At 55.5% G+C, this 14473-nt stretch carries 15 protein-coding genes and 1 tRNA gene; 8 read left to right on the top strand and 8 right to left on the bottom strand.

Going from position 1 to position 14473, the window contains the following annotated elements:
- Positions 1–79 precede the first annotated feature (79 nt).
- The 3 genes from E7738_RS02800 to nac all read right to left on the bottom strand — a co-directional run bounded on the left by E7738_RS02800 (position 80) and on the right by nac (position 3162).
- Positions 80–919: a GNAT family N-acetyltransferase gene (locus tag E7738_RS02800; RefSeq protein ID WP_141495259.1), complete on the bottom strand. Its 840-nt coding sequence runs from the start codon at positions 917–919 to the stop codon at positions 80–82.
- 93 nt (positions 920–1012) lie between these two features.
- Positions 1013–1972: an HTH-type transcriptional regulator Cbl gene (cbl, locus tag E7738_RS02795; RefSeq protein WP_262257665.1), complete on the bottom strand. Its 960-nt coding sequence runs from the start codon at positions 1970–1972 to the stop codon at positions 1013–1015.
- A gap of 272 nt (positions 1973–2244) precedes the next feature.
- On the bottom strand, positions 2245–3162 hold the full coding sequence (nac, locus tag E7738_RS02790; protein WP_058757341.1) for a nitrogen assimilation transcriptional regulator NAC: 918 nt from the start codon (positions 3160–3162) through the stop codon (positions 2245–2247).
- A gap of 185 nt (positions 3163–3347) precedes the next feature.
- Between nac and E7738_RS02785 the strand changes: the two genes are divergently transcribed.
- A complete protein-coding gene (locus tag E7738_RS02785; RefSeq protein WP_155519939.1) occupies positions 3348–3497 on the top strand; it encodes a hypothetical protein in 150 nt (49 codons plus the stop codon).
- Between the two features lie 122 nt (positions 3498–3619).
- Here the strand turns inward: E7738_RS02785 and E7738_RS02780 are convergent, their stop codons facing one another.
- The 3 genes from E7738_RS02780 to E7738_RS02770 are packed head-to-tail and all read right to left on the bottom strand — an operon-like array spanning position 3620 to position 7106.
- A complete protein-coding gene (locus E7738_RS02780) occupies positions 3620–4651 on the bottom strand; it encodes an ABC transporter permease (protein ID WP_058777949.1) in 1032 nt (343 codons plus the stop codon).
- Positions 4652–4665: 14 nt separating this feature from the next.
- On the bottom strand, positions 4666–6150 hold the full coding sequence (locus E7738_RS02775; protein ID WP_021509786.1) for a sugar ABC transporter ATP-binding protein: 1485 nt from the start codon (positions 6148–6150) through the stop codon (positions 4666–4668).
- 32 nt (positions 6151–6182) lie between these two features.
- On the bottom strand, positions 6183–7106 hold the full coding sequence (locus E7738_RS02770; RefSeq protein WP_058757339.1) for a sugar ABC transporter substrate-binding protein: 924 nt from the start codon (positions 7104–7106) through the stop codon (positions 6183–6185).
- Between the two features lie 507 nt (positions 7107–7613).
- Between E7738_RS02770 and E7738_RS02765 the strand changes: the two genes are divergently transcribed.
- From E7738_RS02765 to E7738_RS02755, 3 genes are all read left to right on the top strand, one after another.
- Positions 7614–7689, top strand: a tRNA-Asn gene (locus tag E7738_RS02765).
- Between the two features lie 300 nt (positions 7690–7989).
- Positions 7990–8835: a DUF3289 family protein gene (locus E7738_RS02760; protein ID WP_059012078.1), complete on the top strand. Its 846-nt coding sequence runs from the start codon at positions 7990–7992 to the stop codon at positions 8833–8835.
- On the top strand, positions 8832–9224 hold the full coding sequence (locus E7738_RS02755; protein ID WP_021509783.1) for a DUF943 family protein: 393 nt from the start codon (positions 8832–8834) through the stop codon (positions 9222–9224). The genes E7738_RS02760 and E7738_RS02755 overlap by 4 nt, the downstream gene beginning before the upstream one ends.
- A gap of 136 nt (positions 9225–9360) precedes the next feature.
- Here the strand turns inward: E7738_RS02755 and E7738_RS02750 are convergent, their stop codons facing one another.
- Both E7738_RS02750 and E7738_RS02745 read right to left on the bottom strand, forming a co-directional pair.
- On the bottom strand, positions 9361–9810 hold the full coding sequence (locus E7738_RS02750) for a GNAT family N-acetyltransferase (RefSeq protein ID WP_021509782.1): 450 nt from the start codon (positions 9808–9810) through the stop codon (positions 9361–9363).
- An 85-nt stretch (positions 9811–9895) separates the two neighbouring features.
- Complete coding sequence (locus E7738_RS02745; RefSeq protein ID WP_021509781.1) at positions 9896–10840, bottom strand: LysR family transcriptional regulator; 945 nt, start codon at positions 10838–10840, stop codon at positions 9896–9898.
- 146 nt (positions 10841–10986) lie between these two features.
- Between E7738_RS02745 and E7738_RS02740 the strand changes: the two genes are divergently transcribed.
- From E7738_RS02740 to E7738_RS02725, 4 genes are read left to right on the top strand one after another with little or no spacing between them, the layout of a single operon-like run.
- A complete protein-coding gene (locus E7738_RS02740; RefSeq protein ID WP_394516077.1) occupies positions 10987–11937 on the top strand; it encodes a PDR/VanB family oxidoreductase in 951 nt (316 codons plus the stop codon).
- Positions 11934–13130: an amidohydrolase family protein gene (locus E7738_RS02735; protein WP_394516076.1), complete on the top strand. Its 1197-nt coding sequence runs from the start codon at positions 11934–11936 to the stop codon at positions 13128–13130. The genes E7738_RS02740 and E7738_RS02735 overlap by 4 nt, the downstream gene beginning before the upstream one ends.
- Positions 13120–13575 carry a RidA family protein gene (locus tag E7738_RS02730; RefSeq protein WP_021509778.1) on the top strand — a complete coding sequence of 152 codons (456 nt, stop codon included), beginning with the start codon at positions 13120–13122 and terminating at the stop codon, positions 13573–13575. Before E7738_RS02735 ends, E7738_RS02730 begins: the two co-directional genes overlap by 11 nt.
- A gap of 14 nt (positions 13576–13589) precedes the next feature.
- Complete coding sequence (locus E7738_RS02725) at positions 13590–14468, top strand: creatininase family protein (RefSeq protein WP_021509777.1); 879 nt, start codon at positions 13590–13592, stop codon at positions 14466–14468.
- The last annotated feature ends 5 nt before the right edge of the window (positions 14469–14473 follow it).

Genomic DNA, 14473 nt, shown 5'->3' with positions numbered 1-14473 from the left:
CGAAATGGAATGTGACAGATAACGCCTGTTCGGCGACGTTCGCCGCGTCTGGCTTAGAAATCACCGCCGTTACGCTTAGTTAACCCAGCGCAGGCGAGACCAGCGCAAAGGTCTGCGGCCCGTTTGGTGCCGCCCGCCACGGTGTGCCGTGTACCATCGCATAAGGCGCATCGACCTGCGCCAGCCCAAGGTTGAGCAGCCACGCGCCGAGCCGGGCATCGGGCGTGTCCAGCCGGACAAACTGCTGCGTCAGATCCTGCATCAGCTGCGACACCAGCGCCTGCGCCGCCGCAACATCGTCAGCAATCACCGGACCGATAGTCCAGCCGTGTCCAAAGCGGCGGCGACTGGCAAACCCCTGCAACCTGCCCTGTGCATCCTGCAGCACCACGCTTTGCGCCAGCAACTGCTGATGCAGACGCGTGCGCCGCAGCCCGTTCGCCTGATAATCCAGTGCGTCGATGGCGGCGGCATCCGCTTCAACGGCCGGCCGCAGCGTCAGGCCATCCGGTACGATTACCGCAGGCTGCTGCGCCAGCGCGCGCGTCTGGTGCTGCGCCACGCGATCGCAGGCCTGGAAGCCGAGCTTCTCATACAGCACCTGCCCCATATCGGTGGCGTGCAGCCGCACGTTGCAGCCGGAGAATTTTTCCAGCATTGCCTGCATCACCTGGCGGCCAATACCGCGTCCGCGCGCCTGTTCGCTCACAATCACCAGACCAATAGTGGCGGCATCCGGCCCCCAGCGCCAGCCAATCGCCCCGCCGAGATAGTCGCCCTGCGCCTCAACCACCACGCCTTCACCCAGGGCGATGAGCTGCTGCCAGTCTTCGCGGCGGTGCGCCCAGCCCAGTTGCTGAGTCAGGCGATAACCCGCTTCGGCGTCCGCGAGGGTCATGGCGCGCAATATCGTATTCATTCTGTTCTCCCTGAGAGGCGTTCTGCCCGCCAGCTTGCCACGTCCGTTTGCGGAAGCAAATAAAAAAGGCCCGCACCGGGCCAGAGAGGAAACTCAGATTTGGAAATCGATGGCGGGTTCGTCGTCGGTTTCGTAAGAGAGCGCCTGCCGTTTGATCTCTTCCAGTGACAGGTTAGCGTTACACAGTTCAAGGAACTGCCAGACGTAGTTGCGCTGGAGCTGGCCGCGCTTCAGCCCGAGCCACACGGTGTTGGCGTCAAACAGATGGTGAGCATCGATCTTCACCAGGTCTTCGCCATCGTAAATATCGCACGCCTGATCGGCGAGGATACCGACGCCCAGCCCGAGTTCGACATAGGTTTTCACCACGTCAGAATCCTGCGCGCTGAGCACGATATCCGGGCGAAGGCCAGCAGCCTGGAATGCACGGTCCACGCGCGAGCGACCGGTGATCCCCTGACGATAGGTGATCAGCGGATGGCGGCTGAGGCTGGCGAGCGTGACCGGCTGATTCGCCAGCAACTCGTGATCGTGCGGCACCAGCAGCGAGTGGTGCCAGCTGAACCACGGGAATGCCGCCAGGCTGGTGTTGTTTACCAGTTGCTCCGAGGCGATGCCGACATCGGCCTCACCGGCCATCAGCATGGCGACTATTTCCTGCGGTGAACCCTGATTGAGTTCCAGCCGCACGTTGGGATAGAGCTGGCGAAACGCTTTGATGACGCGCGGCAGGCTATAGCGCGCCTGGGTGTGCGTGGTGGCGATGGTCAGCACGCCGCTGGTCTCATTGGTAAACACATCCGCAAGGCGGCGCACTTTGCCGGCCTCATCGAGGATGCGTTCAGCAATGGTCAGCAGCGCTTTGCCCGGTTCAGTCATGCCTAACAGCCGCTTGCCACGACGAATGAAGATTTCCACGCCCAGTTCATCTTCCAGATCGCGAATATGCCGGCTCACCCCCGATTGCGAGGTAAACAACGTATTGGCGACTTCTGTCAGGTTGAATTCGCAACGGGCCGCTTCGCGTATAATTTTAAGTTGCTGGAAATTCACACCCTTTTCTCCTGTTTCCTGCCCCTGTTTCGTCCATGTTATGAAGTTGGTGTGATTGCAACAAATAATAAAAAACGGTGTGTTATGCGGAATAGTAATAAGCGTGAGGTTGGGGATGGGTGCGATTTGCTGCCCTCACCCCGGCCCTCTCCCATAGGGAGAGGGAGTGGATCGCGCGATATTCAGATGGCGTGCCGGGATGGATGGCTGCGCCAGACGGTTCCCTCTCCCGCAGGCGGGAGAGGGTTAGGGTGAGGGAAAAAACCTCTCTATCACCCCACTAACATCAGTTCGCGCTCCTCCACCATCGGCTTATTCAGCAGCGACAGCAGAATATTTTTGACCGCCTGCGCCGATGGCGACAGCGGCAGGCGCGCTGAGACGTTCAGCGACAGCGGCAGATTCAGCGATGGACTGTTAATGCGTGCCATCCACGCATGCGTTGAACTCACCAGCGCGCGTGCCGCCGATTCCGGCAGTACGGTAACGCCCATGCCGCTCGACACCGCCGCGGTTAAGGTTGAGATCGACTCAATTTCACCGATGATTTTCGCGCTCAGACGACGCAGCGAGAACGCTTCGTCCACGCGTTTGCGCACTGCGCTGTAGTCACGCGGCAGGAACAGGTTCATCTGCGCCACGTCAGCCAGATCCACCGTAGCACCCGGACAGGCCGTCGCCCCTACCAGATACAGCTCCTCTTTCATCAGCGGAATGCTGTTGATACCGGCAGTCGGCGCGCGATCGTACAGCACGGCCATATCCAGCTGGCCATTCATCACTTTCTCATTGAGCGAAGTGCCGCTGTTCTCGTGCAGATACACCAGCACGTCAGGATACTGCTCGCGTACCGTTTGCAGCAGCGGCATGGTGAGCGAAGAGGCTGCCGTGCCCGGCGCGAGGCCAATCGATACCTGACCATTGAGCGCCTGGCCAGCGTTGATCACTGCTGTCTGGGCCTGTTCGCACTGGCGCAGGATGGTGCGTGCGTGAGCATAAAGAATTTTACCGGCTTCGGTTGGCGTTACGCCGCGCTTGGTGCGGATCAGCAACTGCTGGTCGAGTTCGTTCTCCAGCGTCGCCACCTGTTGGCTGAGTGCAGGTTGTGCGATATGCAGGACTTCTGCTGCCTGCGTCAGGCTGCCGATATCGACGATTTTTACAAAGTATTTCAGTCGTCTTAAGTTCATATTGCCTCCGTCACGGATCCCCGAATGCCCAAATGATGAGTTCTCAGCCTGCTGGCTTGTGACAAGGAAATTGCAATATGCAGGCCAGGTTTGATCTTTACCCGGCGGGCACTGACCAGAATTTTCCTAACGAACGGGAAAATAAGCGTTTCTGATTACCCCGAATGGGTTAATAAGTGCCGCACATGACCCATAACGTTTATCCGCTGGCGATGACGCACCCTGATGGTGCAGCATTTGCGAGGCAGATGTGCAAAAAAGTGATGACTGCGCGTGCTGCTGTGGTGCAAAACGGGCAGAAAATGCACGGATTGCGGGGGCAGAAAGGAGAATAAAGAGAAATTGCGCGGTGGCTATCAGTGGGAAAACTTATTGCGTCTGACGATGCCGGCAGCCCGGCAGCGTGCAATTACCGCCTTTACCCTGCTCCTCTCCCGGAAGAGAGGAGCAGAACGGGTTAGCGTTTTTTGCGGTTGCGGTGCATATCGATTGAAACCGCTGCGACGATGATCATCCCTTTAATGATGTCCTGCACGTAAGCATCGACGCCAACAAAGGTAAAGCCACTTTTGATTAAACCGAGGATCACTGCGCCGATCAGCGTGCCGGTAATCCGCCCGACGCCGCCCATCAGGCTGCTGCCACCGATAACTGCGGCGGCGATGGCGTCGAGTTCATACGCCATCCCCATGCTCGACTGGCCGCTGCTGACGCGCGCCGCCAGCACCACCCCCGCCAGACCCGAGAGCGCCCCGGCGATGGTATATACGATGATCAGGTATTTATTAACATTGATGCCCGAAACTTTCGCGGAGGTCATGTTGCCGCCAATCGCATAGACATATTTGCCGTAGCGGGTGTGTTTGAGTGCGATGTGGAACAGGAAGGCGACCACCAGGAAGATAATCACCGGCATCGCGCCCTGACCGATGGAGGTGAAACCGTCCGACAGGAAGCTGATCGGGTTACCCTGGGTATAATATTGTGCCAGACCGCGCGCCGACACCATCATACCGAGCGTGGCGATAAACGGCGGAATGCCGGTTTTGGTGATGAGCACACCGTTGACCACGCCGCACAGCAGGCCGACGCCGATGCCGGCGACGATCGGGATGGCGGCAGGCAGATTGACCAGCGACGGATACATCGGCGACAGGCTGTCAGACGTCTGCGCCAGGCTGGCGGCAACCACCGCCGTCAGGGCGATAACCGAACCGGACGACAGGTCGATACCGGTAGTAATAATCACCTGGGTGACGCCGACGGCGATAATACCGATGATCGCTACCTGCAGCACAATCAGCACTAAACGGTTGGTGTTGAGCAAAAATGACTGGTCACGCACGTACCAGCCGGCTATTTCAAAAATCAGCGCAATACCTAACATCACGACAAAGATGCCGGTGTCTTTCGGCAGTTTATGGCGCAGATTGCCGAAGAAAGAACTCTGTTCGGTGGCCTGCGGGGCCGTTACTTTTACGTTACTCATAGGGGTCTCGTGCCTCACTCGGATGCCAACGACAAAATGGTTTCCTGGTCGGCCTCTTCTTTATCGAGGATGCCGGTTATACGTCCGCCGTGCATCACCATCACCCGGTCGCTCATGCCGAGAATCTCCGGCAGCTCAGAGGACACCATGATGATGGCCACGCCACGGTTAGCCAGTTCACTGATCAGGCGGTAGATTTCGGCTTTAGCGCCAACATCAATGCCGCGGGTTGGTTCATCGAGGATCAGAATCTTCGGTTGTGCCAGCAGCCAGCGCGCAATCAGCACCTTCTGCTGGTTACCGCCACTGAGGTTATTGATGATCTGATCCATGGTCGGCGTTTTAATATTGAGTTTGCGGATCTGCTCCATACAGTCCTGCGCCATCTTCATGTGGCTAACGAAACCGCTTTTGCCGATGTAATCGGGCATATTGACGATGCTCATGTTCTCCAGCACCGACAACACCAGAAACAGCCCGGACTTTTTGCGATCTTCGGTGAGGAACGCCATGCCCTTCTCAATCGCCGTTGACGGCGAATCGATTTTCACCGGCACACCATCAATCAGCACTTCACCGCTGTCGAAGCTTTCCATGCCGAACAGGCTCTCCATCACCTCGCTGCGTCCGGCACCTACCAGCCCGGCCACGCCGAGGATCTCGCCTTTGCGCACGCTGAAGCTGACATCGGTAAAGCGATCTTTGCAGGTCAGATTGCGCACCGTCAGCACTTCTTCGCCGATGGCACTGTTGAATTTAGGGAACAGCTGCGTCAGTTCGCGTCCCACCATCTGGGTGATCAGCGACTGACGGGTAAAGGCGGTGGTGCTGTTACTGCCGACCCAGGTGCCGTCGCGGAAGATGCTGATCTCATCGGTAATGGCGAAAATTTCATCCATTTTATGGCTGATATAGATGATGGCTTTGCCCTGGGCACGCAGGTCGCGGATGATGGTGAACAGATGCGCCACTTCGGTTTCCGTCAGCGCCGAGGTCGGTTCATCCATAATCACGATGTCGGAGTTCCACGACACCGCTTTGGCAATTTCTACCATCTGCTGGGATGCAATGCTGAGTTCGCCGACCAGCCGATCGGCTTTCAGACGGATATTCAGCTTGTTAAGCAGTTCCTGCGTCTGCTGATTGAGCTTGCCGTGATCGACAAAGCCGTATTTCATCGGTTCACGACCGAGCCAGATATTCTCCGCCACGGTCATGTAAGGCACCAGATTCAGCTCCTGGTGAATCATGGAAATGCCGGAACGCAGCGCGTCCATGGTGTCCTGAAACTGCACTGGCTCCCCTTTAATGCGGATGGTGCCCTTATCGGGACGATACATCCCGATAAGGCATTTCATTAAAGTGGATTTGCCCGCGCCATTTTCACCCATCAGGGCATGTACCGACCCCGGCTTAATACGCAGTGAGACATTGTCGAGTGCCTTCACTCCGGGGAAGAACTTGCTGATGCCTTCGGCTTCAAGCGCAAAAGCGGTCATACATCACCTCCGTACGGCTTAAGGGGGAGCGATTATTTCTGGTTACGGTTTTCGAACTGCGCCATGTTGTCTTTGGTGATCAGCTGGTAAGGGATGTTGATGATTTTTTCCACTTTTTCGCCGTTCGCCAGTTTCACCGCAGTCTGTACGGCACCTTCGCCCTGACCTTTCGCATCCTGGAATACGGTGGCAACCATTTTGCCATTCTTCAGCATTTGCAGCGCATCAGGCGTACCGTCCACGCCGGCAATCAGGATGTGGTTCGGGTTTTTACCCAGCGCCTGCAGCGCACCAATCGCCATTTCATCGTTGTTTGAGGCAATGGCCTGGATATCGTCACCGGCGGTCATCCAGTTGCTCACCACGTCTACCGCATCGTTACGCGTAAATTTGGCGGTTTGCTTCTGTACCACCTTAATGCCCGGATATTTGGCGACCACCGCTTCGACGCCTTTAGTACGGTCACGGGTTGATTCGTTCGCCAGGTCGCCCATCAGGATCGCCACGTTGCCTTTGCCGTTCATCGCTTTGGCCAGTGCTTCCATCTGCAGACGGCCCGCCAGTTCAGAGTCGGAGCCGACGTACGCCATCTTGTCGGTCAGCTGACCCGCCGGTTTGCGGTTGACGAATACCAGTGGAATACCGGCTTTGGTCGCGGCATCCATGATCGGCTTCACCGCGTTAGTATCGACCGGGTTAACGACGATGGCGTCGACGCCCTGGCCGATGAAGTTTTGTACCTGCTGCAGCTGTTGAGAGACGTCGCCTTTGGCATCTTCCACCTGGCCTTTCACGTTGTCTTTTTGCATCTCTTTTTGCATGGCTGTGCGCAGGATGGTGAGGAAGTTGTCATCAAACAGCGCCATAGAAACGCCCACCTGGATATCTTTTGCCATCACAGCGGCAGGTAACATGCAAGCTAACAGGGAAGTCACTAACGCTTTTTTGAATTTCATAGGTAACCCTTCTTATTTGTTAACGTGCTCAGGTTGGCTGAGTCCGCGAATGAAAAATATCTTTTACATTCACTCAACGTCGCTGGCGTTTTTTTTCTGTTCGTAGAGGTAAGGCTTCTGGTCTGACGCTATCGGTACCGTGCTGCTCCTTTTTTCAACATCTTCCTTATCAATATGTTACTTTCGCAAGAAGCGTTGAGCGGACAAAACTCGTTTCGGGCGTGATGATAAGCAGTTCATTTGTTTCATCCTTTCTTCTTTTGAAATTTTCATCATAAAAGCACTGAAATGATTGTTTTAAAATCGGCAAATAACAAAACTTTGACACGCATCTAACATCTCAAAGGAAATGCGTTTAAAGTGAGATCTTGCTGGCAGTTTGAAATCTGCCCATTCAAGGCAGAAAAGCAGCAATCCGCTGCTTTTACGCGCACTTAAACCAGAAGTGTGCGATCGGGCTTTGACAACGGGGATCGGCATCGCTAATATTCGCCTCGTTCCAACGATTCCTCTGTAGTTCAGTCGGTAGAACGGCGGACTGTTAATCCGTATGTCACTGGTTCGAGTCCAGTCAGAGGAGCCAGATTTAAAGAAGCCCGCTCAGGGAAACCTGAGCGGGCTTCTTGTCTTCTGCGTGCTCCCTTCTCCAGACCACCATCCTGCCATGGCTTACTGGCTGACCAGCGCTGCATTCACCCTGTGTTCAGTCGCGGGCATGCGCCCCCCGGATTGCTCCGCAAACATTCTGTACCGCTTACGGGATTTAATGACCTTTTTTTGTTCTGGCACCAGGCAGTGAGGCGGTAAAACCCGCAGCATGGGCAAATCTGCGCATTCATGTGTGTTTTTAACAGGGACAGACACCAGCAAGGGAGCACTTTCTATGAGTAATGCTGTATTTCCAGCGACGGTTTTCACCACCCAACGGCGTTTTAACGATTACTCTTCTGACGATATGCGTTATGGGGATATCCCGGAAGAGAGGCTGAAAAGAGAGTTTGGACTGGTCAACGTATCAAACGTGGTGGATCCTTACACCCTGACCCGATTGACTGCCTTTGATACTCCACAATCGAGGTTCACAGGGGCATACAATGGCATACACCGTGGTGGCAAACTCAGCGTTGAGCAATGTGCGCAACTGCTGTTTGAAGAAATGCAGGTAACCTCTCTGCCTTACTCTTTCATCGGTCCGCACAGACATCTTATCAATCAAATGCTGAGGCATTTTCAGCTTTCACGCGGTTCAGCATTCTATAACGCTCAACTTAATTTAGCGTACCGAGATAAGTTACATTCTGATTATGATGCCAGAAAAACAACGTCGATCATGCGTGAGACCATAGGATTATTTATTGACTATAACAGCATGGGCTTTCCTCAGGAGAAATTAGAGCAATTAACTTCAGCCATTAAACTCTCAATTCTACCAAAGTTTGACTCAATGCTACTTGATAAAATCAATGGCATGGGGATTACTGTGCATGATGTCCATGCAACGAAAATAGAAATTATCCGTCTCGATGTTAACGATACTGGATGGCGTGCGAGTATCAAATTTTCCGGGCAGGACCATTTTGGGCTTGACGCCCGTGATATAGGTAAGCAAAAATTCAGCCAGTTCCAGTTTTTCAAAATCTGGTTTGTATTGCAACATTTTGACAGATTCGGCTTCCGTCCATTTCTGACTAACATGGAAGCGGTGATCGATATCGAGGGAAAGCGATGATGCGTAAGTTAGTTATTCCAGCCCTGGTGATAGCTTTATGCAGCCTCATTTATCTTTTTATCGGGAATGATAAAGTTTCTGTTATTGATGCTCATTATGATGGCAATACAGCAAAAATTATTGTTGATAATTTACCTTTTGCTGAGTCCAGGAAAATTGACTGGTGGAAAAATAATCGTGAAAAAATACTGGATAAATATAATATTCCATCTGGAAATAACACGCCGTTCCTGATCGCTATTTATGCTTTTGGAAAAGGCTATCAAGCGCAAGGTAACGAAGACAGGCTTTGCTTCTCTGATATGAAACCGCCAAAAAATTGTATCGACAAAAATATTCTTATGATGATTTGGCGTACCCGCGAGGGCGGCGTTAAATATCAATTTTAATATCCGGCCAGATTTAAAGAATCCCGCTCAGGGAAACCTGAGCGGGCTTTTTGTTTGTCGGTGGTCGGCGGGAAGATGAAGGGAGATACGCGCCTTCAAGAAAAACCCGCCAGACTGATGGCAGCTAATCGCGCAGTTAAAGTGTCTTACCCAGGCAAATGGCCTCTTCCCGGCCGCGGTAAGGCCCGTAATTTTCAATTTGCCGGTAACCCTGCTTCAGATAAAAATCCACGGCACGCTGATTAACATGCCGCGTTTCCAGCCACAGTTCACGATATCCCAGAGTTTTTGCCGCGGTTTCCAGAAACGCCAGCAAAGCGCGTCCGATGCCCGGTAAACTGCGGTCGGAGAACATTCTTTTCAGTTCGGCGATCCCGGGTGCCAAAGGCCGTAATGCGCCGCAGCCGACGGCACTGCCCTGCGCATCTCTGGCGATCACCCACAATGCGCCTTCACCCTGGAGGGTGTCCACGCTGGCGCGGCTGTTCCCGCCATCGCCAGTAATAGCCGCAAGCTCGGCGGAGAGTTTTTCAATCAGCCACTGTGATTCCGCCGAGCGCGGGTCTGCATGTTCAATCTTTACCATCGTGATACCTGTATAGCAGGAGGCTGCTGGGCCGTTAGTGGGTTGACATATCTTGTGCTGCGGGCCAGTCAGGCCACCCAGGCTTTTATACGCGGTGCTTTTCTTCCTTGCCGGCCTGCGCTTCCTCGCTCTCAATCATGGCAAAAAATAACTCCAGTTGACCCAGCATCATTGACGCGGCGACGGATAACTGGCGTTGGGGTGCCACACACAGCGACAGGGTAAAGGGTTTTAATACCGTGTCGATCAACGGAATGAATTTCAGTTCACCGCGACGATATTCGTCCACGATATCCAGCCAGCACATCAGGCTGATCCCGACATCATCACGCACTAACGATCGCAGCATATGAATGTTATTGGTGCGTCCCACTTCCTTCAGGCGTATGCCGGAACTGTTTACCAGCGCGTCCAGTGGATCGGCCAGCATTAACGGCGCAGCGGGCACAATAAACGGCCACGGCTCGCAATGGCTGAAGCGAATAGATTCCAGCGCTGCCAGCGGATGGTGACGGCTTACCACAATTCCCAGACGAAGATCGGCGAAGGATTTCACCAGCAGTTCACGCGAGCTTTGCGGATTTAGCATGATGCCAAAATCCGCATCGCCGGCGGTCAGCGCATTGGCGATATGGATGTTACTCATGGTAGTGAGGGTAAACGAAATGCCGGGATAATCTTCACGTATGCGCTGCAGGATGGATGAGAAGAAGCCACGATTTATGGCATCAATGGTGGCGATATGCACATGGCCATGTCGCAAACCACGCAGATCCTCTAATTGCGTACAAACCCGGCCAAAATCACGTTGCCAGTTTTTAGCCGCATTAAACAGGATCTCCCCCGCTGCCGTCATACATAAACCTGATGGATGACGTTCAAACAACGGCATATCCAGCTGTTCTTCCACACGTAAAATCTGCCGGTCAATTGAAGAGGCTGAGACGTGTAACACCTCGGAAGCCTTACGGAGCGAACCCTGACGGGCCACTTCGGTGAAATAAATCAGAAAACGGGAGAAGGCAAACATAGTGGGTGCTCTCTTTTTTGCAACGCATCATGCGAATTAAACAGATGGACGCTTACACAACGGCAAAATAATAATCGCCTCCATGATAAAGACAAGGGCATGCGCGGCATTAACGCTGATGACAGCCCTGTAAAGACAGGCTGATTATGAAATCATCACACCTGGCCGCCACCGTCATCGCAAAGCAGTCCAACGGTGCTGGCAATCTGTTACTGACGCTGGAAAGTGCCAGCGGCCAACCGCTCCCGGCCTTTACACCGGGCGCGCACATTGATGTCCATCTGCCAGCCGGCGGGGTGCGCCAGTACTCCCTGTGTTCGCCAGCCAGTGCGGCTGGCTATGAAATCTGCGTGCGTCTTGATCCCGCCTCGACGGGCGGTTCCCGCTGGTTGCATCAACAGCTGAATGTCGGCGATACCTTAACCCTGTCGGTACCGCGCAACCATTTTCCCCTGCCGGATGCACCGCGCACCTTACTCTTTGCGGCCGGTATTGGCCTCACGCCGCTGCTGGTGATGGCGGAAGCCCTGGCCGCGCGGCAGGCGGCGTTTACGCTGCATCTCTACCTCAAACGTCATGATGAACTGGCGTTTGCACCGCGTCTGGCGCAACTCGGTGATCGTGTCGTTATTCACTACAGCAGCGAAGGTGACAGCCTGCGCACCCGTATACCTGACGATCTGGAAACATCAGCCAATAGCGCGCTGGTAGCCTGCGGCCCGGCTGGCTTTATGCAACATCTGCAGCAGCGGGCGCTGGAACAGGGCTGGCAGCCAGAACAATGGCACAGCGAACGTTTCCATGCTGATGCGGCAATCCCCCCTGCAGGCGACAGCTTCGAGGTGGAGATTGCTTCTTCCGGCGCGCGTTTTCACGTCGGGCAGACGCAAAGCATTGCCGGGGTGCTGGCAGCGGCAGGCATCGACATCGAACTCTCCTGCGAACAGGGCATGTGCGGTGCCTGCATTACCGGGGTGTTAGCGGGTGAACCCGACCACCGTGACGAGGTGTTAAGCCAGAAAGAGCGTGCCGCGAATGACTGCATCGTGCTGTGCTGCTCACGTGCGCGATCTCCGCTGCTGGTGCTGGATTTATGAAAATCTATCCGGGCGCGACCGGCGCACGCTTACCCCGCTGGCTGCTGCCAGACAACTGGCCGATGCAGGGCCATCAGCCGCAGCTGGCGACGTTACATTTTCACCCTGACGGGCTGAAATTCGCGCCCTGTGAAGGAGCATGTGCCGATTATCTGCCGCTCAATGGCGCGCTGGTGCTTCCCGCACTGATCGAACCGCATGCGCATCTGGATAAAACGTTCACCTTTGAGCGTAGCCCGGCACGCCAGCCCGGTTTACTGGCTGCGATTTCCGCGATGCATCAGGATCGCGTGCACTGGAGCCGTGAGGATTTGCAGCAGCGCGCTGAGCAGGCGTTGCGCTGGGCGGTGGGGAGTGGCGTAGGTGTATTGCGCACCCACGTCGACTGGTTCAGCCCTGAAGCGCCGCTGGCGTGGCAGGTGATCGGTGAGTTACAGCATCCGCTGTGCCGTATTGAACGCGTGGCGCTCGCCCCGCTGAGCTTTTTTGCCCGCCAGGATGATGCGCAGCATATTGCCGCCCAGGTGGCCGTCAGCGGTCCGGGCGCGCTTCTCGGCGGTTTCATCCACAGCAGCAACTGGGATGCAGTCGCCTTCGCCAATCTGCTGCACGCGGCCGAACAGTGGCAGCTCGATATCGACCTGCACATAGATGAAGAGTTGAATGCCGATGCGCAGGGCATGCGCTGGCTGGCGAACTACCTGCAACAACATCCGTTCAGTGGTCATATTACCTGCAGCCACAGCTGTGCGCTGTCTCAACAGGAAGATGCCCTGCAAATTCTTGACCGGCTGGCCCTGCACCGCGTGACGCTGATCGCCCTGCCCCTGACCAACCTGCTGCTGCAGGACGCGGTGCCTGATCGCACACCGCGTCAGCGCGGATTGACGCTGGTGAAAGAAGCGCAGGCGCGGGGGCTTTCACTGCTGCTGGGCGCTGATAACGTGCAGGACGCTTTCTGCCCCCTCGGCAGTTATGACCCGCTCGATACCCTGTTCAGCGGCGTATTGAGCCTGCAGCTGGGTTCTGCCTTTGATGAAGCCTCTCAGCTCATCTGCCAGCCCGATGCGCTTTATCACAACGATGTGGTGATTTTTCCGTCTGCCGATGCGGCAAGCTGGCCGCTGCGCCAGCGCCAGCGCTATCGGCTCAAACAGGGTGTGCGTTATGGAGACGAAACAGATGACGCTTGATGATGGCGCGGGTAAACCGCTGGCCAAATATGCGGCGTGGCGACGCGTCGGCGACTTTATTTTTCTCTCCGGCATTATTCCGGTGAACCCGCAAACCGCCACCATCGTGCGCGGTTACAGCGATATCCCTGACGCGGCGCAACGGCTGCTGGGACGCAGCGGTGAATTCTCTACCGATTTCAAAGAGGGCCCGATTCTGGCACAGAGCTGGTATGTGCTGGAGAGCATCCGCACCACCGTTGAACGCGCCGGTGGGCAGATGAGCGATGTGTTCAAACTGGTGCAGTATTTCCGCAATCTGGACCATTTCCCGCACTACAGCCGGGTGCGCAGGCAGTTCTTCCCGGATGAACCGCCGGTGTCAACGGTGGTGCAGGTCAGTGAAATGTTGCCCAGCCCGGACGTATTAATCGAAGTTGAAGCCACGGCGTGGTTGCCACAATAACGCGAGGAAACAGTATGTTGCATGGTTATATCCCGGCAAACCGCTTTTTGCCGTATCTGAGCTGGACCGACATTGCCACGCTGGATAATAAAGCCAACACGGTAATCGTTTTGCCGACCGGGGCGATTGAACAGCACGGCCCTCATCTGCCGTGCGCCGTGGACAGCGTGATTTCATCGGGCGTGGTCGGGCATGCGCTGGCACGTTTGCCCGCTGACATCCCCGCGTACGCCATTCCGCCGATCACCTACGGTAAATCCGATGAGCACCTGCATTTTCCCGGCACGTTAACGCTGACCGGCGAAACCTTATTACATACCATTCTGGAGATTGGTGAATCGCTGTATCGCGCCGGTTTTCGCAAGTTTCTCATGGTGAATGGCCATGGCGGCCAGCCGCAGCCGCTGCAAATGGCCGCACGCGAACTGCGTCTGCGCCACGGTGACATGATCATCATCATGCAAGACACCTTCAAAGTGCCTAACTGCGCCGAAAGCTTTATGGACGATAAAGAGCGCCAAATGGCGATGCACGCCGGTCACGCGGAAACCGCGCTGATGCTGGCGCTCGCCCCCGATACCGTGCAGATGAGCCAGGCCGTGGCGAATTATCCGCCTGAATTTCCCTGCCCGACGCTCTCCACCAGTAAACCGATGGCGGCATGGGCTTCCTATGATTTCGGCCCCAGCGGCGTGATTGGCGATCCACGGCCTTCCACGCCCGAACAAGGCGCGGCGATTCTGGATTCGCTGGCGGAAAGTTGGGCACAGGTCATCACCGAAGTGCATCAAATGAGCTGGGTGACGCGCGCTGAACCGGCATGGGGCACCGGTCACTGGCAGGGCAAAGTGTTAGACCACAACGACGCAGCATCACTCTTACCACCGCGCTAAACGGG

This window comes from Pantoea sp. SGAir0430 (genome assembly GCF_043549295.1).
Note: the sequence above shows the minus strand (reverse complement) of the source record. Positions and strands in the feature narration are given on the sequence as shown.